The sequence below is a fragment of the Sphingobacterium paludis genome (assembly GCF_004364125.1).
GTDB classification, from domain to species: Bacteria; Bacteroidota; Bacteroidia; order Sphingobacteriales; family Sphingobacteriaceae; genus Sphingobacterium; species Sphingobacterium paludis.
In genome coordinates, this window is record NZ_SNZV01000001.1 from 205521 (window position 1) to 224568 (window position 19048).

The following is a 19048-nucleotide window of genomic DNA, read 5'->3' on the forward strand; positions in this document are numbered from 1 at the left end:
GTGTGGCTTTTTTCCAGTAGATTTGTACCATGAAACTAAAATTCGACGGATTTATACTTGCATTGCTATTTTTTATTGTTCTCGCCTATTTCTTTCCACAGCTTCACCGTTGGGAAAACGGTGAGGTACTGAATTGGATCACATCCATAGGTGTATCGCTTATCTTTTTCTTTTATGGCTTAAAGTTAAGTTTCAAGCAGATCAAAGAGGGTCTTAGCAATTGGAAGCTGCACGTATTTGTGCAACTGGCTACATTTCTTTTGTTTCCCCTGTTGGTTCTGCCGTTCTATCCGCTTGTATCCAATGCAATACAACATGATTTTTGGTTGTCGTTTTTCTTCTTGGCGGCACTGCCCTCAACTGTTTCATCATCCGTTGTGATGGTATCTATTGCTCGAGGAAATGTGCCAGCAGCGATATTTAACGCTAGTATTTCGGGGTTAATCGGCGTTCTCATCACGCCGCTCTGGATGCAGTTGTTTGTGGATTTTGGTCAAATCGATGTATTGGGTGACGTGTACTGGGGCTTGGTAAAAGAAATTCTTATACCCGTGATTCTTGGCCTGCTTCTTCAACCCGTGTTCGGCAAATGGGCATCCAGATATGGTAAACAGTTAAGTTTGTTCGATCGCTCCATTATATTGATGATTGTTTATGGAAGCTTTGCTGAATCTTTTGATAGTGGAGTTTTTGGTACTGTAAGTATCCCGTATATGATCATGGTACTCGTGGTCGTGGTCATTTTGTTTGTGTTGATTTATGCACTTATATATTGGCTATCGAAATCGGTGCTTAAGCTTAATAGAGCCGATACGATTACGGCGCTTTTTTGCGGTTCCAAAAAATCCTTAACACATGGCTCGGTCTTCGGAAAGTTTTTGTTTGTTAATTCAAGCAGTGCGGGCCTTTATTTTCTTCCTTTGATGGTGTTTCATGCGTTCCAAATATTGGTCGTCACGATTATCGCCCAGCGCTACAATACACGTTTTGAAGAGAATAAGTAAGGGCTTGTATCATCTTTTTGTCTGTAGGACATAGACCATGGGAATTTTTCAAATACGTTTCCAGTCGGTTGTTCGAAGGCGTTTTATTTATATAAAGGTAAGGTTAATCGTTCATCAGCTTTGTCGTGTTGCTAAAGTTATCTAAAAGATATAACATGGTTACCACTGCAAAAAAAAACGCGCATAGATCATCAGTCTGTGCGCGTTTTGCGTGTAATGATGATATTAGCTTCCGTAGATCTCGTTAAGCTCTTTCGCTAGGCGGATACCAGCTTTTAGTAAGCAGTCTTCCATGCGATACTTATATTGATAAATATATTCATAGCGCAGGTTAGCATTTTTTGCTACGTCATCGTAAATGATGTTCGCCAGCTGATGAGATTCATACAACCATTCCTCCAAGCTGCTTTCCGTATATTGTCTATAGTGCGCAGCGTTGTATATATCGAGAACGCGTGCGTACTCGGTGTAGCTGTATTTCTCATTATCCACCAAGTCGGAATCCCAAACGCGATGGATATTTGCTTTTCTTCCAAAAAACTCGACCTCAATCTTGTTTCCACCCAAATCTTCTGCCCGACTCACATGCATGGGCTGGTGTGCATCAGCGAGCAAGTGAATGATGAAGTACAGGTTTTGCTGTTGCACTTTGCTGTCGCCGCTTTTTTGTTTAGCCTCTCCTTTGATCCGCAGGTAGGATTTATACAGGTTTTCCGCAGGCGAGGCAGCCAAAGCGGCAGAAAAGGCTTCATAGCTCAGGTTGCCAGCAGTGTTGATAAAGTGAGAATTCCCGGTGCGATTCAAGCCCGGATCAGGGTCTGATTTAATAAAGTCGGCCCAATTTGACCAATAGGCCAATTTCTGGTTGCCGATAAGCTTATGGATGTTTTTCTTTGCCTTTTTATTGAGGTGGTTTTCTGCAATTTCCGCGATGACGCGATGTCCTGTCATGCCCCAAGCGGCGGCCCAATTATGGTGTAAGAAAAGAATGCAAACGATAGCAAGTCTTAAAAAATTCTTCATGCGAGTTGATTTTGAAACGTCGACACAAAGGTAAGGAAAGCTAGTTTATCCCAAGCGATGTCACTTAAAAATTTCGAAGCCATATTTGGCCGTCGACCAAAACTGATCCAGTGCGATGATCCTTGGTTTGAAAAATGAAATGAGAGTCGGCCAGTCGGCTTGATTAAAGATGGATGCTTTTTCTTCCATGGGTTGGCTCACTCGTGCTATTTCTTTTCCATACATATCTTGGTAGGCATCTTCCCATATCCACTCTTCTTCAAGCTCAGTGTGTAACACGGTTTTGTAGGCCAGTAGTTGTTCATACATCAACGATCGTATGCCGGCATCAGGATGAGTGAGTTCGATACCTATGTGGGCAGATTTTCCCTCCGCTTCCATACGGAAATACAGATGCTTCACACCCGTTTTATAGTTTATCCAGTTTATTTTCGTCCCTTCTTCGCCGGGCACCAAGGTCATAAACTGACCAAAGCTGGTCCAAAATTTTTCCTTCAATTTTTTTGCTTCGTCTCGGGTATACAAGGTGTTCTCCTTTGCTTATTTTTTCAAAACTATTAAATTCAGCCCAAACTTTTGCATGGGCTATGCTGTTTACTGAACATGATGGATCGTAAAAAATCATTGTTGCTCCTTACCGCTGTAGCGGCAGGGACAACACTCTATAATCTTTTAAAACCTGTAAGGTCAAATGTTCCTGTCATACAAGGATTTGAGAAGGAAAAATATCTAGGCGATTGGTATGAAATCGCTAGGTTAGATTTTTTCTGGGAAAGGAACCTGAAAAATGTTATGGCTTCTTATGCACTCAACGACGACAGGAGTATTCGCGTCATCAACCAAGGTTATGACGTCGTAAAAGAAAAGTATAAGCAAAGCAGGGGGAAAGCGCTGTTTGTGCGCAATGAAGACGAAGGCGCACTGAAGGTTTCTTTTTTCGGGCCATTTTATGCCGGCTACAATATTGTCATGATCGACGAAGACTACCAACATGCATTGGTTTTCGGTCAGAATCTAGACTATATGTGGTTGCTATCGCGTGAGAAGAGTATGCCCGAGGAAATTAAAACTAATTATCTCGCGTATGCGCAGAAATGCGGCTATGCGATCGAAAAATTGGTGTGGACGAAGCAAGATTAAGAACACTTTCAGCAATAAATCGATCCTGCCAAATGCCACAAAAAAAGCCTGGAGCATACCAGGCTTTTTTGTGGAGAATATCGGAGTCGAACCGATGACCTTTTGGCTGCCAGCCAAACGCTCTAGCCAGCTGAGCTAATCCCCCTTTTTTCTAAAATCAAGCAAATATAGGATTTAAAATGGAATAATCAATTGTGCGATCAGAAATAATTAACGTCGAAATTTCGTCCAAATCATCGGCTGTGATGCGGTTTCCCATGCCGGCGTTAAATGCTTGGCTGAGAATCAGCGCCGTATCTTTTCGTTCTGACTCTTTGATAAGATTAGATCCCTGATAAAAATTGATCAGGGATGTAGAAAAAGAAATAAATATATCGAATGAAAACCCTTGTTCGTGCTGTATAGCATTACGCATAAACTTTTCGAAGTCTTGGATTGCCATGTCCCGTTGGTGTACAGTCATACTACAAAAGTAATTCTTCAGTACGTCAAAAACAGCACTGGCTAATTTTTTTTGATCTTTTTATTGCACAGTTGATGTGTCCGTAGCTGTTTCCGTTGATGATTGTCCGGTACAGCCTCTGCCGAAAACGACCCATAGCGCCACGATAAAAACAAGAATCAGCAACCACCAAATCCCTTTGTTCTTTGTTGCTTTTTTTACAGACTCTGGCGTATGCACGGGCGTTGGTTCTGTCGTGGCATGTTGTGGCGGCGACGTATGCGTTGGATCCACGATGGCATCGGCTGGCGTTGCTGGCGGAACGCTATTGTGCAATCCGGAGTCGCCATCGGTATTGACCACCACAGGCGCAAGATCTGCTGGTACCTGTGCCAAGAAATCGTCCTGATTGTTGTCCAATAAACCCTTTACATAGTCGACATCCCACTGCTGTCCTCCTTTACTGATAGCCGAAAATATGGCCGGAAGCACCGCAATAACAAGCGTGTGAACGTTTGCTCCTTCAATACCCAAATATTGGTGCAGGCTATCGCTTATGTAAGCGGAATTATTTGCCGTGATATCTTCCAGCAGCTCCTGTTCTGCGTTTGCGCTAATAGCAGTTGTATCTATCGAGGTCGTAGAAGGAAGTGGCGGATCCTGCGCCGTAAAGCGTGCTTCGGCTTTCATCAGGATGCTTTGCAACTGATTTTTGTCTTTACGTTGGAGTGCGACAAGTAAGATAGGAATGATGGCATCTAAACTTTGATCCACCCGCAGGGGAGTTTCTCCCATCGTATTTGCAAGTGCGTGTCTCCGGTCTTCTCTGAAAATGCTTTTTACAGCATTGATTAACGAATTATCCATAGTCGTCTCTTTATCGTTTCAAAGAAGGAACAATTCGGTCCACCTTTTGTTTTCGCGTTTGCCGCCCGGAGTTAACACTAAGTTTATATAAAGATTTTATCTTTACGGACACAAACGAGATAAAATGAAGAAGAGCTTATTTTTACTATTTCTATTCATCGCCACATCGAGCGCATTGTATTCCCAACAGAAGCCGAAGTACATTTTTTTTATGATCGGTGACGGAATGGGGCTGAATCAAATTAATTTGACGGAGGTTTTTCTGGCTGCGCAGGCCGATCGAAATACCGTGTTTCCGTTGGTATTCTCTACCTTTCCGCATGCTACCTTCGCCACATCCTATTCACTTTCGCACGGCGTTACCGATTCTGCAGCCGGCGGAACGGCGCTAGCGGTAGGCAAGAAAACAAAAAACGGCGTTCTGGCTATGGATAGTAGCGGTACGATCAGCTATAAAAGTATTGCCTATGCGGCCAAAGAAGCTGGCCTTAAAGTCGGGATTACCACCTCTGTCAGTATAGACCATGCGACACCGGCTTCATTCTATGCAAAACAACCTAACCGCGGTCGCTATTATGAAATAGGTCTCGATCTTGCTGCTTCCAATTTTGATTTCTTTGCTGGCTCAGGCTTCTTAAGTCCAGACAAAAACGTAGATAAGAAGTCGGTACCATCGCTGTTTCCGAAGTTTAAAGAAGCAGGCTATACATTGGCTTATGGCATCGACGATTTCAACAGTATAAAGGGTAAAGCCAATAAGATCATTCTGATGGGTGCAAAAGGTTCGGACAATGAATCGTTGAAATATGCTATTGATCAAACACCCCAGGATTTAACCCTGGAGCAGATCACACAATCGGCGATCGCATCCCTTCAGGATAATGAAAAGGGATTTTTCCTGATGGTTGAAGGCGGAAAGATCGATTGGGCATCGCATGCCAATGATGCGACGACGACGATCCGCGAGATGTTAGACTTTAATAAAGCCGTGAAGCGTGTATATGAGTTCTATAAACAACATCCAGACGAAACTCTTGTTATCGTAACTGCGGATCATGAGACTGGCGGTGTGGCTATTGGAAATGGAGGTAGCAGACTGCAGACGAAATTGCTAGGAAACCAACGTATCTCACAAGGTGAGCTATCAAAACGTATCGCCGCGTTGAGAAATGCCAAACAAAGCGCGAGTTGGGCGGATGTGAAAACACTGTTAAGCGAAAACGTTGGTCTTTTTGATAAAGTTAAGGTTAGTCCTGAAGAAGAGGCTTCGCTGGTTGCTATATACCAAAAGAGTTTCGTCAACCATGAAGAAGAGACCGCAAAAAGTCTTTACGCCACAGACGACAAGTTGGCTAGCGAAGCAATCAAGATTTTGAACAAAGCTGGATCGATCAGCTGGGCATCAGGAAATCATTCGGCAGCCTATATTCCTGTTTTTGCGGTGGGCGTGGGGGCGGAGCGCTTTTCCCATAAAATGGAAAATACCGATATCCCAAAAAAATTAGCAGATATCACTGGTTTTGTTATAGAATAATCATCCTTATCGCCCAAAAAACGCCACCTGTACCATGTTGCTACAGGTGGCATTTTTTTAAAAAGGCAGGTCTTCTTCCTGTTCCGCGCTATCTTCCACGCCTACTTTTTGACCATTATTGTTGTTGTTTAAAGCCATAAACTGGCTTACCCTAATTTCACAAGACTCCCTCTTGATACCATTGACATCCACATACTCTTGGTAGGTTAGTGATCCCTGCACCAGTAAGCGCGTGCCCTTTTTGGCGTGCTTTTCCAGCTTTTCCGTTAGTTTTCCCCAAAACACCAAATTGTGCCAATAGGTGATCTCGAGCCATTCGCCCTGTGCATTTTTCGTATACTCGTTTGTTGCAAAACGAACATTTGAAACCTTCGTCCCCTGATTTGTGGATTTGACCTCGGCATCGGCACCTAGCCGCCCGATTAGCTGTACAGAATTAATTAGCATGTTCATAATTTTAACTTTTTAATTGTAAATATGTATTTCTTATGTTAAATTTATATCGCATCATTCTTAAGCTCACGATGTAAAATTGCAAGGATTGGCTTAGGCTAATCGGTAGTTAATCAATTATAGACGTTTATAAGCGATTGTAAACGGTTAAAACGGGTAATGAATTATGGAAAAGAAATTTTGCTTAGCGTGTAGTGCGCTTATCCGCGGGAGGTCAGACAAAAGGTTTTGCGACGACGGCTGTCGCAATGCACACAACAACAAAATTAATAGCGTACCCAATAATTTTGTTCGGCAAATCAATACCACCCTCCGAAAAAACAGACGTATACTGGAAACGCTTCTCGGTGAGGAGAAGATGCTAAAAATTTCGCGAGAAAATCTACTTAAGACAGGTTTGGATCTGGATTACTTCACCAATCAGCTTTGTAATGCAAAAGGTCAGGTTTATTGTTTCGTCTATGAATTTGGTTATTTGGCTATAGCGGACGACCTCTATTTATTGGTTAAGCAAAAGCTGCCTGTTTCACCCCGCATCGATGTAGCTAAGCCGACTAATCGAATGCCAGACCTGGATCACATCATCCGTTGATGAAGCAACGCCGATAGGTGTTACTCAGAAAGGGCGCTATCGGTGAGCGTTCGATATGTCTGTAGGTGCAACGCAGTCCGCCTGTGCTACGTCATGCATGTGTAGTTTTTGGTTTTGCAGCATTATTTTCGTTGCGTTAAACGTAATTTCTGATGATCTTTGTCTGGAATTCAGCTTTCGGTATAGCCATAGAGCAAACGGACTGGAAGCTATTAGCACTATAAAAATTTATAAGAAATGACATTGATAGACGGTTTAAATTGGAGACATGCAACGAAGGCTTACGATGCAACAAAAAAAGTGAGTCAGGAAGATTTAGACAAAATAATTGAGGCCGCACGGTTAGCGCCTAGCTCTTCGGGCTTACAACCGTTTCGTTTGGCCGTGATCTCCGATCCGGAAACGAAAAATAGGTTGGCCGAGGGGGCATTTAACCCGGAGTGTATGCGGGAGTGTTCGCATGTATTGGTATTTGCTGCGTGGGATGAATACACAGAAGCGCGGATTGATACCATATACAATAAAACCACCGATGAGCGGGATATGCCGCGAGGTAGATTTGATCGCTATACGGACATGATCAAGGAAATGTATGCAGCACAGACCAGTGAGCAACATTTTATTCATGCTTCCAAGCAAGCTTATATCGCTTTCGGCTTGGCTTTGGCGCAGGCCGCCGAGTTGCGCATAGATTCGACACCTGCGGAGGGTTTTGATAACGACGTTGTGGACAAGGTGCTTCAATTGAAGGAGAAGGGCTTGCGTAGTGTTTTGGTAATGTATGTGGGGTACCGCGATGAAGAACGGGATTGGCTGGCGCCGATGAAGAAAGTCCGCAATGATGTAGCAGATTTTGTATTGACTTACTAAACAAAAGGGGAGCCGCTGCTCCCCTTCGCGTATATCCACTTTTAACGATGGTCTTTAGCCTTCAAGTTCCATGATTTCCTCGGCTAGCGTTTCCCATTCCTGTTGGAGTTTTTCTAGCGCGGCTTTATCCGAGTTATAGGCCCTAGTCGTTTCTTGCAGTTTGCTAGCATCGGAATAGATGTCTTCCTGCGCAAGCTGCAATTCGAGATCTTTTAGGCGTAGCGTGCCTTCATTGATTTTCTGTTCCAGGCTTGACAACGCTTTGTGCTTGCGCTGCAGCAAACGATTCGTGTCTTCGCCCAAAGGTGCCTTTTCTTTTTTAGGTTCTTCCTTCACGACTTTCTTCTCCGGCTTCGTCTCATTCTTTACCGGCCGCTTGGCATTCCATAGCTCATACTCTTCGTAGGTGCCGGGATACTGTTTTATCTCTTTATCTTCGATAAACCATATTTTGTTAGCCACATGGTCCAAGAAATAGCGATCGTGGGATACCACAATGAGGGTGCCTTCATACTGTTGCAAGGCTTGGATCAGGATATTTACCGATGCCATATCCAAATGGTTGGTCGGTTCATCCAGTACCAAGAAGTTGGCATCTGCAGTCAAGGCTTTGGCAAGGGCCACCCTCGATTTCTCACCACCGGAAAGCACTTTTATTTTCTTGAATACATCGTCGCCAGTGAATAAGAAACAGCCCAAAATAGACCGCAATTCCGTTTCCGTATGTTTCGGTGCAAAGGCGACCAACTCTTGTAACAAGTTATTCTCCAAGTGGAGCGCTTCCAGCTGGTGCTGCGCAAAAAAGGTTTGTGATACATTATGGCCTTTTGTACTGCTACCGCTGTAGTCTTGGTCGGCATCGGCCACAATACGCAGGAGCGTAGACTTTCCTTTTCCGTTAGCCCCAATAAGTGCTATCTTGTCACCCTTTTCTATAATGGCGCCTGTATCGTGTAGTATGTCGAGATTGGGATACGACTTGGAAAGATGTTCCAAAGTCACGACATGTCGACCCGAGGGCTTAGAGAATTTAAAGCTGAAGTTAACCGATGGATTATCATCATCTACATCATCTATCTTTTCCATTCTGTCTAGCGCTTTAATGCGTGACTGCACCATTTTTGCTTTGCTAGCTTTTGCACGGAAACGCTCGATAAGCTTCTCTTCTTGCTTTATTTTTGCTTGCTGATTTTTAAACTGATTGCCTTGGATCTCCTCCCTTAAGGATTTCTCCTCCAGATAGAAGGAGTAATTGCCGGCATATACCGTTAATTTGCCCTTGCGAGATTCGACCGTCTTATTGATAATTCGGTCAAGGAAATAGCGGTCATGCGATACGATAACAATTGCACCTTCAAAGGCTTGCAGGTAGTTTTCCAACCATTTTATGGACGGAAGATCCAAGTGGTTGGTGGGCTCATCCAAAAGAAGGATATCGGGCGTTTGCAACAGGATGCGCGCTAGCATCACCCGCATACGCCAGCCTCCCGAAAATGTGGCAAGAGGGCGTTGCTGCTCTTCTTCCGAGAAGCCCAGACCCGCTAAGATCTCGTGTGCGCGAAATTCGATGCTGTAGCCATCCAAGGCTTCAAACTCCATTTGTTTGTCGCTCAATTTGTTCAGAATATCATCTGAATAGTCGGTCTCCAATTTCTGCAAAAGAACTTCAATCTCCGCATGGAGCTGGTTTTGACGTTCAAATGCTTCCATGGCTACATGGACAATACTTTTATCCGAGTGGTAGGAGAGCAAATCTTGATTGAGGTAGCCGATCTTTAGATCTTTTGCCATAGAAATGCTTCCAGAAGTAGGCGAGTAGTCACCTACGATTAATTTGAGTAAGGTAGATTTTCCTGCGCCATTTGCACCGATCAAACCCGCCTTATCTCCCGGTTTTATATGCCAATTGGCATCGTCATACAGTGCACGCGATCCAATCTCGAATGTTAAATTGTTAATTGATATCATTTGCTACAAAAGTAATGAATATTTCTGCTTCTTTGGCTACCTTTGCAGATATGTACAAACTAGTCAAACCTTTGTTCTTTTCCATGAATCCTGAACTGGCCCACCACCAGGTAACGGGCGGCTTGCGTAAATTCAATAAGATTTGGGGCTCTAAGACATTGCTCAAGGCGCTCTATCGTGTCGAAGACAAACGTCTTGAACGGGAAGTATTTGGTCTGACCTTTAAAAACCCGGTCGGCCTTGCTGCCGGATTTGATAAGAATGCGGAATATATCGAAGAGATGGCGGGTCTAGGCTTCGGTTTTATAGAAATCGGAACCGTCACGCCGCGTCCGCAGCCCGGTAATGATAAGCCACGTATGTTTCGGCTGGTGCCCGATGAAGCCCTTATTAACCGTATGGGCTTTAACAACCAGGGAGCAGATGTCGCGGCAGGGCGCTTACAAAAGTTGAGCAACCGAAAGGATTTGATCATCGGCGGCAATATCGGTAAAAATAAGCTGACACCTAATGAAGATGCGGTGCAGGACTATATCTATTGTTTTCGCGCGCTGTTTGATTATGTAGACTATTTTGTGGTAAATGTGAGCTCTCCAAACACACCGGGACTTCGTGATTTGCAAGAGAAGGAGCCGCTAAAAAATATTCTCCATACGCTTCAGCAATTGAACGGCGAGAAAACGAATCCTAAGCCTATTTTATTGAAAATAGCACCTGATCTGACAAACGCGCAATTGGATGATATCGTTGAAATAGTAACAGAAACGAAGATAGCTGGTGTGATTGCCACAAACACAACGATTTCTCGCGAAGGCTTGCAAAGTGAAGCCGCGCTCGTCAGCGAGATGGGCGGCGTGAGTGGTAAACCTTTGACCAAGCGTTCAACAGCGGTTATCAAATATTTGGCAGATCGCTCCAATCGGTCATTTCCGATTATTGGCGTGGGCGGCATCCACTCCGCTGAGGATGCGATTGAAAAGTTAAACGCGGGGGCAAGCCTCGTTCAGCTGTATACTGGATTCATTTATGAGGGCCCTGCTTTAGTCAGTAAAATATGTAAAGCGCTGCTGCGCTAGTGTTTTCATCCCTCTATTCGCCATCAAAAAACGATCTGCAAGAAGAAAGCGCTCAATTTAGTATGAAGCGCTTTTATTTTTTTTCCGAAGGATCTTTTAAAAAGAGATTATCTTAAAAGCACTACTTTTAAAGCACTACCCTTGTAGATACCATACATCAGTCTTATTTTAGTTTAACAAGTTCTACTCTTCGGTTTTGCGCTTTGCCCTCCTCCGTACCGTTGTCAGCTATCGGATCTTCTTGTCCGAAACCTTTTGATGTTAGTCGGTCTGCACTTATTCCCGATTTTGTAATTTCATTTTTTACTGCTGTCGCACGGCTCTCGGACAGTTTTTGGTTGTGCTCTTTGGTACCGACATTGTCGGTGTAACCATGAATTGCGATTTTTAATGCTGTGTTTTTCGAAAGCACTTTGATAATTTCCTGTATTGCTTCGGTGCCTTCCGGTTTAAGCGTGGCTTTATCTGTTTCGAAGTTGATGTGCAGAACAGACTTACCGGTTTCTGTAAGGTCGCTTTCGATCTTATCCGATGTTATTTTTTTAATCGTCTGCTCGAAAGGCTTTTCTTGCACAATCTGTATGGAGGTGGAATTGCCTTTGTCTTTGTCAAGGGCTATATAAACGTTCCCATCGTCTCGGCGGATTATATAGGTTGCCATGCTATTATTCCATATATCAATGCTGCCATTGCTTCCGGCATACGTACAAAGTTCGGTATATTTGTCTTTTCGGGCGTCGAGCAAGCGGCCTTCGAATACTTTAACCCCTCCAGCGTTTACGATAGCGTCTTCAAAGCTCTTGGTGAGATAGCGTCCGCTCACTTCGTTCTCACTTTTGTTCTTTCTATCGGGATGTACGTGCGCGCGGAACGTTTTTCCCTCGACTTCGTAAATATCGTCCGGGGTGACGAATACAATGAAATCAAAATTACTAACCTTGGGTTTGTTGATGTATAAAGAACCCTCAGGTGCGGTGAAGAATGGAAAATCACCGATATCAACGGTAGAAACCGGAATCCTGGTTATATCAAAGGCAGCATGTTCTGAGCTAACGCTTGCTGTCGCCGCTTGATCCAAAGCTTCGCTTTGTTCAGTAGAAACGCTGTCGGTATTGTCAGTTTCCGTGGTTTTAACAGGGTTGCAGGCGAACAGCAAATGGGCTGTGACGCATATGATCGATATTCTTTTCATGAGTGCAATGGTTGTTATAATCCGATAAAGAGTTGTTAACAAAACGTTTATTCTTTTCAAATGTATGAAAAATACATGCACGCTTGCTGAAATTCTTCTCAAAAAATTGTGTAATGTTTTATTGGATCATCTTACCTAACCTTAACTAAGTGCTTCCCAAATACCGCTTATTCCGGTCCATGGCGATTCGTAGTATGCAAAAAAAAGCGACCAAACTTACGTCTGATCGCCACTGTTATGGTTTGTTTTAGATAGGTGATTAATCAAACCAAGTAGAGACATCATCTTTGCTAGGCATAGCGATGTCAAGTTTCATCTTTTTGCGTAATCCGCCGAGGTCATTAAATACTTTATTTGGATTGGCTTCCTTTAATAATTCGATCGTTGTTAAGCCCATTTTCTGCAAAACGGGTACCCATTCAGCGGGGACACCCTCTGCTACGAAGTCTTCTACAGATGCCATTTTCGCCACTTTTTCCGGGCGCATTTGCGGAAAGAAGAGTACTTCCTGTATGGATGCATTGTTTGTTAAGAACATAATCAATCGGTCCATTCCTATACCGAGGCCCGAAGTCGGCGGCATACCATACTCGAGTGCTCGTAAGAAATCCTGATCAATAAACATGGCCTCGTCATCGCCTTTTTCAGATAAACGCAGCTGATCCTCAAAACGTTCGCGTTGGTCGATTGGGTCGTTTAATTCGGAGTAGGCGTTGGCGATTTCCTTACCACATACCATCAACTCGAAACGCTCTGTAAGTTCGGGGTTGTCTCGATGCTTTTTTGTCAATGGAGACATTTCAATCGGGTAGTCGGTAATGAAGGTAGGCTGTATATAATTTCCCTCACATTTTTCGCCGAAAATTTCATCGATTAACTTGCCTTTCCCCATTGTTTCATTCACCTCGATGCCCATGCCTTTCGCCGCTGCACGAATTTCATCTTCGGTTTTACCGATGATATCAAAGCCAGTGAAGTCCATAATGGACTGCGCCATCGTGACACGTTTGTAGGGGGCTTTAAAATCAATATGGTGTTCGCCAAAGGTTGCTGCTGTGCTGCCATTAACCGCTAAGGCGCAGTGCTCCAACATGCGTTCGGTGAAACTCATCATCCAGTTGTAGTCTTTGTAGGCTACGTAAATTTCCATGACTGTAAACTCCGGGTTATGGGTTCTATCCATACCCTCGTTACGGAAGTTTTTAGAAAACTCGTATACACCTTCAAATCCGCCAACGATCAGTCGTTTCAGGTACAGCTCATTCGCAATACGCATGTATAGCGGGATGTTCAATGCATTATGGTGCGTTGTAAACGGACGTGCTGTTGCACCTCCCGGGATGGACTGCAGGATCGGCGTTTCTACCTCCATATAGCCTGCGTTATTGAAAAAGTCCCGCATTGCTGTAAACAGCTTAGTACGCTTTATGAATACATCACGGTTTTGCGGATTAACAATAAGGTCTACGTAGCGCATGCGGTAGCGTTGCTCCGGATCAGTAAATGCATCAAACGTTTTGCCTTCCGCTTCCTTCACGATAGGGAGGGGGCGGAGCGATTTCGTTAAGATGGTTAACTTTTCTACGTGAATTGATATCTCTCCCGTTTGCGTGGTAAAAACATAACCTTCAACACCAACAATATCACCGATGTCTAACAGTTTTTTAAATACCGTGTTATAAAGTGTTTTATCTTCGCCTGGGCAGAGGTCGTCACGTTTTACATAGGCTTGCACGCGACCGGTAGCATCCTGAAGTTCCATGAAAGATGCGCTTCCCATCACCCGACGGCTCATGATGCGCCCTGCCAAGCGAATGCTCTTATAATTTAATTTATCTCTGTCGTAATTTTCTAAAATGTCGGCTGCGGATGCATTGACTTCAAATTCGTCTGCCGGATAAGGATTAATTCCTAAATCGAGTATCGCTTGAAGATTCAGTCTGCGCTGTTGTTCCTGTTCGGATAATACAGTACTCATGTATTAATATTTAAAATGCTAGATAAGAACGCAAAAATAATAAAAAAAGCTAATCTTGTACGCTGGCTTCCAAAAAAAGCAATGGGTCTGCTTATTCGCCAGAAGCTATCTCCGCGTTTCAAAAAGCCCTTTTTCAGGGGATATGTAGCTAGAAATACAAGCCCCGATAGCGTTTTACCTCAGGGTGGGTTAATGCGGTAAATAAAAGACATTCGTTTTTCGTACTTTGCGTAGGGACGCCTTAGCAAAAATATTGACCGGAGAATGATTATTATTTTGTTTTTTTTGAAAATATAAATTATCTTTGCACCTCGATTGTTGAATATACGTAATCATAAGATAAAATGAAAAAAGATTTGCATCCATCAAACTACAGATTCGTAGTTTTTAAAGATATGTCTAATGACTATGCTTTCTTAACAAAATCATGTGTAGACACGAAAGAGTCAATTACATGGGAAGATGGTAATGAGTATCCATTAGTAAAATTAGAGATTTCTCATACATCACACCCATTCTACACGGGTAAAATGAAATTAGTTGATACAGCAGGTCGTATTGACAAATTCCGTAGCCGTTACAACAAGAAGTAATTCGCTGTACAGGCAAAACAACTTTGTCCCGATAAGTTCGCTTATCGGGATTTTTTTATGTAATTTTATCATCAACTATGTTGGAAGTTGTATTACATGATCGCGCTGAATGGCGGGAACATTTGCTGCCTTTGGTTTATACGCGCCCAGTGAGTGACCTTCGGGTTGGCATCCTCACACTGAGTGAAAAGTGGAAACTTAGGCTTTCAACACCTATCTATTTCTATACTTCTCCCTATCTTCAACAAAAATTTCCAGCAGCTCCGCATTCTGTATGTTACCTGGTTATTCGCGGTAACTTACTTCCATCCGAATCGTTGATTCAAGTGCTTCAAGGATTGTCCTCACAAAGCGTTCTCATGAAAGACGGGCAATGGATTGCTTACAAAGTTGATCATTGGATGGATGAGCCTGATCTCGCTACCTTCAACAGGATCGATTTTACAGACTACTTGGCTCAAGTTTGTTTCTTAGAGGATATTTATCGGCTGAATGCGGTCGAGTTGGCAGCCGATTACGCCCTGCTCTGTGCAGGCAAAACATCCGCGCAACTGGATGATTCGAACCGCGTATTAGGTGAACAGCTGTTTGTCGGGCAGGATGTCGCTTCGTTATGCAGTACTTTCAATACGCAAAGTGGGCCCATTTATATAGGTGATGGCGCGATTATAGAAGAAGGGTGCTTTCTGCGGGGTCCGATTGCTATCTGTGCAGGAGCGCGTGTCAAGATGGGGAGCCGTTTGTATCCAAATGTGACCATAGGTCCAAACGCCACCGTAGCGGGCGAGGTGAATAACAGTGTGCTTTGGGGAAATTGTGCAAAGGGCCACGATGGCTATCTCGGTTGTTCTGTTATCGGAGAGGGATGCAACATAGGGGCAGGTAGCAGTAATTCCAATCTGCAAAATAACTGGAGCAACGTATCGATTTACGATTACCAGGAGGCGGGCTTTCGGGATACTCGGGTTCCTAAAGTAGGCACCTTTATGGGCGACTATGCAAGCTGTGGTATTAACTCTTCCATCACCACAGGTAATATTATTGGTGTGGGAACGCAGATTGCAATGTCAAATATTATTCCCAAATTTGTGGCTGACTTTTGCTGGGTAACCGATAGAAAAAGGGAATCTTACCGCTGGCATAAATTTGAAACCATGCTGCGTGATAGGGCAGCAATAAAAAAAGAACATCTGGAAGATCTGGACGTTCAGATATTACACGATGTATATAGCCTCACGGAGGCTCAGAGACAACGATATTTAGAAACAGAATAAAATATAGAGTATTATGCGTAAAAACATTGTAGCAGGAAACTGGAAGATGAATCTTGACTATGAAAAAGGCTTAAGTCTTTTTTCAGAGATTGTTAATATGGTGAAAGATGAAGTTGTGGGCAACCAAGAGGTTGTTGTATGCAGCCCAGCCATTCATTTGTACAGTATCGGTAAGCTGGCATCGCCGGTAAGCAATGTAGCCGTTGGTGCCCAAAATATCCACCAGGCCGAGTCGGGGGCTTATACTGGAGAAATTTCAGCAAGCCAGGTTAAGTCGGTAGGAGCGAGCTACGTCATCTTAGGCCACTCGGAGCGTCGGGCTTATTTCGGCGAGACAGAAGCTTTACTGACGGAAAAAGTGAATGCGGCCCTTGCCCACGGATTGGCGCCCATTTTCTGTATAGGTGAAACGAAGGAAGAGCGGGAAAGCGGAAAATTTTTCGATGTCATCAAGGCACAGTTGGAGGGAGGCGTTTTTCACTTGTCGGGTGAAGAGTTTGCCAAAGTCGTGTTGGCTTACGAGCCTGTTTGGGCAATTGGTACGGGTCTTACGGCTTCACCGGAGCAAGCGCAGGAAGTGCATGCCTTCATTCGTGAACGTGTTTCCGCGAAATATGGCGAAGAGCTAGCGAACAATACGACGATTCTTTATGGCGGAAGCTGTAACCCAGGTAATGCCAAAGATCTCTTTTCTCAAAAAGACATTGACGGCGGATTGATTGGCGGAGCTTCATTGAAGTCACGTGATTTTCTGGATATCGTTAAGGTGTTTAACGACTAACAATGAGATATTCATCCGTCACGTTTACCTCGTCCAATATGGAGGATTGGCAGAAGGATTTGTTAATCTCTTCGCTGGGCGAGATTGGGTTTGATACGTTTGAAGATACGGATCAAGGTTTTGCGGCTTACATTCCAGCCGCAAACCTTGATATACAAGCGTTGGAAACGGTGCTGTTGGCTGAAACCGAAGGTTTCGACGTGGCATATACCGTGAAAGAAGTCGAAGACCAGAATTGGAACACACTGTGGGAAAGCAATTTTAACCCCATTGTTGTGGACGATTCTTGCTACGTTCGGGCTACCTTTCATGAGCCGCGCCCAGACATACCATACGAAATCGTAATCGACCCAAAAATGTCATTCGGTACGGGCCATCACCAAACCACGTCCATGATGTTATCCTACATTCTAGAGCATGACTTTCTAGACAAAGAGGTGTTGGACATGGGCTGTGGCACAGGTATTCTAGCAATTTTGGCTATTAAGCGTGGTGCCAAAAGCGTCTTGGCAGTGGATTATGATGATGTGTGTGTGGCCAGTGTGGAGGAAAATAAGCTACTTAACGACACCCCAATGATTACGTCCGCTTTAGGATCGAAAGAGGTGCTCGAAGGGCAGGTATTCGATGTTATCTTGGCAAATATCAATCGTAATATATTGTTGGATCAGCTTGATCAATACAGCGCGAGTACACGAATTGGCGGCGTGCTCTACATCAGTGGTTTTTACGCGGTGGAAGATTTAATGATCCTTCGTGAAAAAGCCGAATCCGTTGGGTACACCTATGAAAGTATGAAAGTGCTTGACGCGTGGTGTTCGGCGAAGTTTAATAAAATTAAATAATGCGCATTCATTTTATTGCCATCGGTGGTGCTGTGATGCATAATTTGGCTATTTCCTTAGCTGAACAGGGGCATCAGGTTACGGGATCAGACGATCAAATCGTTGAGCCGTCCCGATCGAGGTTGAAAAAGGCAGGCTTATTGCCTGCGAAGGTGGGGTGGTTTCCCGAAACTATTGCAGAAGACATTGATGCTGTGATCTTGGGTATGCATGCCGAAGTCGATAATCCCGAACTTTTGCGCGCACAAGAACTGAATATAAAGATATATTCTTTTCCAGAATTTATCTATGAACAAAGTGTCAACAAAACGCGTGTAGTCGTAGCGGGTACCTATGGCAAAACAACCATCATGAGTATGGTGATGCATGTGCTTAAAAAATTGGGTAAAGATTTTGATTACCTAGTGGGCGCGCAGTTAGAAGGTTTTGATTCGTTGATCAAGCTTACTGTACACAACAAAATTATCTTATTGGAGGGCGATGAATATTATGCATCGCCGATTGACCATCAATCGAAATTCCATCTTTTTCATCCCAATATTGCGTTAATAAGTGGCGTGGATTGGAATGCAAGCCGTACGAACATCAGCCGAGAAGATTACTTTCAACAATTTGAGACATTTATCGATACGATTGTAAAGAAAGGAACATTGATTTATAATAAGGATAATGAGCATCTTCGAGAAATTGTAGAAGAAACGTCTGACTGTAAAATTAACCGACATGGCTATCGGTTACCCGAGTATTCGATCAATAAAGGAGTTACCTATTTGCATCTGGGAGAGGAACGTATACCCTTACAAGTTTTTGGTAAATTAAACCTGTCTAATATTGCTGGCGCCTACACCGTGTGCGAATGGCTAGGCGTAAAGCGACTAGAATTCTACGATGCCATTCGCGATTTTAAAAGCTCAATACGCTATCTTGAATTTGTTGCAAGTGACAATGAGCGGGTCGTTTATCAGGACTTTAATTACTCCTCATATAAGCTTCAAACCAGTATCCATGCGGTCAAGGAGCAATTTCCCGATCAAGGGTTGGTGACCATCATTGAGCTGAACCCTTACGATATCTCCAATCCCGGTTTTCTTGAACAATATCACGCCTCTATGGATGAGTCAGATTATGCTGTCGTTCTCGTAAACAAGGACGCTATTAAGGACAAAAATATATTAATAAGTAATTTAGAAGTGGAAATTGAGCGTGTTTTTAATCATAAAAACTTCACTTTTCTAAAAGACGTTTCTTCCTTAGAAAAATACCTGGAAGGCTTCAAATCCTTGGGTTTTAATCTATTATTTATGATATCTCCCAATCATAATTCAATCAATGTAGCAGGATTTGCAGACAAATTTTTTAAAAATTATTAATTATTTTTTTTCTTAGTTTTTCTTTAATATTTTTTTTATTACTTTT

The 19048-nt window shown here is 43.4% G+C and carries 19 protein-coding genes and 1 tRNA gene; 11 read left to right on the forward strand and 9 right to left on the reverse strand.

Annotated elements, in window-relative coordinates:
• The first annotated feature begins 29 nt into the window (after window positions 1-29).
• Window positions 30-1004: a bile acid:sodium symporter family protein gene (locus tag B0I21_RS00915; protein ID WP_133638468.1), complete on the forward strand. Its 975-nt coding sequence runs from the start codon at window positions 30-32 to the stop codon at window positions 1002-1004.
• Between the two features lie 225 nt (window positions 1005-1229).
• On the opposite strand, the gene B0I21_RS00920 is transcribed toward B0I21_RS00915, so the two are convergent.
• Both B0I21_RS00920 and B0I21_RS00925 read right to left on the reverse strand, forming a co-directional pair.
• Entirely contained in the window at window positions 1230-2027 is a 798-nt protein-coding gene (locus B0I21_RS00920; RefSeq protein WP_133638469.1) for a S1/P1 nuclease, read from the reverse strand.
• A gap of 60 nt (window positions 2028-2087) precedes the next feature.
• Window positions 2088-2525, reverse strand: a complete 438-nt coding sequence (locus B0I21_RS00925; RefSeq protein WP_243835907.1) for a DUF4268 domain-containing protein — start codon at window positions 2523-2525, stop codon at window positions 2088-2090.
• Window positions 2526-2630: 105 nt separating this feature from the next.
• Here B0I21_RS00925 and B0I21_RS00930 point away from each other — a divergent pair, with 105 nt between their 5' ends.
• Complete coding sequence (locus B0I21_RS00930) at window positions 2631-3167, forward strand: lipocalin family protein (protein ID WP_243835908.1); 537 nt, start codon at window positions 2631-2633, stop codon at window positions 3165-3167.
• A gap of 71 nt (window positions 3168-3238) precedes the next feature.
• Here the strand turns inward: B0I21_RS00930 and B0I21_RS00935 are convergent.
• From B0I21_RS00935 to B0I21_RS00945, 3 genes are all read right to left on the reverse strand, one after another.
• A tRNA-Ala gene (locus tag B0I21_RS00935) sits at window positions 3239-3312 on the reverse strand.
• 12 nt (window positions 3313-3324) lie between these two features.
• Window positions 3325-3630 (reverse strand): hypothetical protein, encoded by a 306-nt coding sequence (locus B0I21_RS00940; RefSeq protein ID WP_133638470.1) that lies wholly within the window; start codon window positions 3628-3630, stop codon window positions 3325-3327.
• A 60-nt stretch (window positions 3631-3690) separates the two neighbouring features.
• Window positions 3691-4476 (reverse strand): DUF937 domain-containing protein, encoded by a 786-nt coding sequence (locus B0I21_RS00945; protein ID WP_133638471.1) that lies wholly within the window; start codon window positions 4474-4476, stop codon window positions 3691-3693.
• A gap of 124 nt (window positions 4477-4600) precedes the next feature.
• Between B0I21_RS00945 and B0I21_RS00950 the strand changes: the two genes are divergently transcribed.
• Complete coding sequence (locus tag B0I21_RS00950) at window positions 4601-6010, forward strand: alkaline phosphatase (RefSeq protein WP_133638472.1); 1410 nt, start codon at window positions 4601-4603, stop codon at window positions 6008-6010.
• A gap of 57 nt (window positions 6011-6067) precedes the next feature.
• Here B0I21_RS00950 and B0I21_RS00955 read toward each other — a convergent pair whose 3' ends face one another.
• Window positions 6068-6463 carry a single-stranded DNA-binding protein gene (locus B0I21_RS00955; protein WP_133638473.1) on the reverse strand — a complete coding sequence of 132 codons (396 nt, stop codon included), beginning with the start codon at window positions 6461-6463 and terminating at the stop codon, window positions 6068-6070.
• A 166-nt stretch (window positions 6464-6629) separates the two neighbouring features.
• On the opposite strand from B0I21_RS00955, the gene B0I21_RS00960 reads away from it, so the two are divergent.
• Complete coding sequence (locus B0I21_RS00960; protein ID WP_208292233.1) at window positions 6630-7055, forward strand: hypothetical protein; 426 nt, start codon at window positions 6630-6632, stop codon at window positions 7053-7055.
• Between the two features lie 237 nt (window positions 7056-7292).
• A complete protein-coding gene (locus B0I21_RS00965; RefSeq protein ID WP_133638474.1) occupies window positions 7293-7925 on the forward strand; it encodes an NAD(P)H-dependent oxidoreductase in 633 nt (210 codons plus the stop codon).
• 54 nt (window positions 7926-7979) lie between these two features.
• Here the strand turns inward: B0I21_RS00965 and B0I21_RS00970 are convergent, their stop codons facing one another.
• Entirely contained in the window at window positions 7980-9893 is a 1914-nt protein-coding gene (locus B0I21_RS00970; protein ID WP_133638475.1) for an ABC-F family ATP-binding cassette domain-containing protein, read from the reverse strand.
• A gap of 50 nt (window positions 9894-9943) precedes the next feature.
• Between B0I21_RS00970 and B0I21_RS00975 the strand changes: the two genes are divergently transcribed.
• Window positions 9944-10969 carry a quinone-dependent dihydroorotate dehydrogenase gene (locus tag B0I21_RS00975; RefSeq protein ID WP_133638962.1) on the forward strand — a complete coding sequence of 342 codons (1026 nt, stop codon included), beginning with the start codon at window positions 9944-9946 and terminating at the stop codon, window positions 10967-10969.
• Window positions 10970-11132: 163 nt separating this feature from the next.
• Here the strand turns inward: B0I21_RS00975 and B0I21_RS00980 are convergent, their stop codons facing one another.
• Together B0I21_RS00980 and lysS are read right to left on the reverse strand one after the other, a co-directional pair.
• Window positions 11133-12161 carry an OmpA family protein gene (locus tag B0I21_RS00980; protein WP_133638476.1) on the reverse strand — a complete coding sequence of 343 codons (1029 nt, stop codon included), beginning with the start codon at window positions 12159-12161 and terminating at the stop codon, window positions 11133-11135.
• A 259-nt stretch (window positions 12162-12420) separates the two neighbouring features.
• A complete protein-coding gene (gene lysS, locus B0I21_RS00985) occupies window positions 12421-14139 on the reverse strand; it encodes a lysine--tRNA ligase (RefSeq protein WP_133638477.1) in 1719 nt (572 codons plus the stop codon).
• A 344-nt stretch (window positions 14140-14483) separates the two neighbouring features.
• Here lysS and B0I21_RS00990 point away from each other — a divergent pair, with 344 nt between their 5' ends.
• The 5 genes from B0I21_RS00990 (at window position 14484) to B0I21_RS01010 (ending at window position 19002) form a co-directional block, all read left to right on the forward strand.
• Window positions 14484-14732, forward strand: coding sequence for a type B 50S ribosomal protein L31 (locus B0I21_RS00990; RefSeq protein WP_037494436.1), 249 nt, complete (start codon window positions 14484-14486; stop codon window positions 14730-14732).
• Between the two features lie 77 nt (window positions 14733-14809).
• Window positions 14810-16006, forward strand: coding sequence for a putative sugar nucleotidyl transferase (locus tag B0I21_RS00995; RefSeq protein WP_133638478.1), 1197 nt, complete (start codon window positions 14810-14812; stop codon window positions 16004-16006).
• 13 nt (window positions 16007-16019) lie between these two features.
• Window positions 16020-16787, forward strand: a complete 768-nt coding sequence (gene tpiA, locus B0I21_RS01000; protein ID WP_133638479.1) for a triose-phosphate isomerase — start codon at window positions 16020-16022, stop codon at window positions 16785-16787.
• A gap of 2 nt (window positions 16788-16789) precedes the next feature.
• Complete coding sequence (gene prmA, locus B0I21_RS01005; protein WP_133638480.1) at window positions 16790-17632, forward strand: 50S ribosomal protein L11 methyltransferase; 843 nt, start codon at window positions 16790-16792, stop codon at window positions 17630-17632.
• Entirely contained in the window at window positions 17632-19002 is a 1371-nt protein-coding gene (locus B0I21_RS01010) for a Mur ligase domain-containing protein (protein WP_133638481.1), read from the forward strand. Before prmA ends, B0I21_RS01010 begins: the two co-directional genes overlap by 1 nt.
• Window positions 19003-19048: the final 46 nt, after the last annotated feature.

Coding starts and splice junctions, on each gene's coding strand:
- B0I21_RS00915 (WP_133638468.1), top strand. CDS start 30: ATGAAACTAAAATTCGACGGATTTATACTTGCATTGCTATTTTTTATT.
- B0I21_RS00920 (WP_133638469.1), bottom strand. CDS start 2,027: ATGAAGAATTTTTTAAGACTTGCTATCGTTTGCATTCTTTTCTTACAC.
- B0I21_RS00930 (WP_243835908.1), top strand. CDS start 2,631: ATGATGGATCGTAAAAAATCATTGTTGCTCCTTACCGCTGTAGCGGCA.
- B0I21_RS00940 (WP_133638470.1), bottom strand. CDS start 3,630: ATGACTGTACACCAACGGGACATGGCAATCCAAGACTTCGAAAAGTTT.
- B0I21_RS00945 (WP_133638471.1), bottom strand. CDS start 4,476: ATGGATAATTCGTTAATCAATGCTGTAAAAAGCATTTTCAGAGAAGAC.
- B0I21_RS00950 (WP_133638472.1), top strand. CDS start 4,601: ATGAAGAAGAGCTTATTTTTACTATTTCTATTCATCGCCACATCGAGC.
- B0I21_RS00955 (WP_133638473.1), bottom strand. CDS start 6,463: ATGAACATGCTAATTAATTCTGTACAGCTAATCGGGCGGCTAGGTGCC.
- B0I21_RS00960 (WP_208292233.1), top strand. CDS start 6,630: ATGGAAAAGAAATTTTGCTTAGCGTGTAGTGCGCTTATCCGCGGGAGG.
- B0I21_RS00965 (WP_133638474.1), top strand. CDS start 7,293: ATGACATTGATAGACGGTTTAAATTGGAGACATGCAACGAAGGCTTAC.
- B0I21_RS00970 (WP_133638475.1), bottom strand. CDS start 9,893: ATGATATCAATTAACAATTTAACATTCGAGATTGGATCGCGTGCACTG.
- B0I21_RS00975 (WP_133638962.1), top strand. CDS start 9,944: ATGTACAAACTAGTCAAACCTTTGTTCTTTTCCATGAATCCTGAACTG.
- B0I21_RS00980 (WP_133638476.1), bottom strand. CDS start 12,161: ATGAAAAGAATATCGATCATATGCGTCACAGCCCATTTGCTGTTCGCC.
- lysS (WP_133638477.1), bottom strand. CDS start 14,139: ATGAGTACTGTATTATCCGAACAGGAACAACAGCGCAGACTGAATCTT.
- B0I21_RS00990 (WP_037494436.1), top strand. CDS start 14,484: ATGAAAAAAGATTTGCATCCATCAAACTACAGATTCGTAGTTTTTAAA.
- B0I21_RS00995 (WP_133638478.1), top strand. CDS start 14,810: ATGTTGGAAGTTGTATTACATGATCGCGCTGAATGGCGGGAACATTTG.
- tpiA (WP_133638479.1), top strand. CDS start 16,020: ATGCGTAAAAACATTGTAGCAGGAAACTGGAAGATGAATCTTGACTAT.
- prmA (WP_133638480.1), top strand. CDS start 16,790: ATGAGATATTCATCCGTCACGTTTACCTCGTCCAATATGGAGGATTGG.
- B0I21_RS01010 (WP_133638481.1), top strand. CDS start 17,632: ATGCGCATTCATTTTATTGCCATCGGTGGTGCTGTGATGCATAATTTG.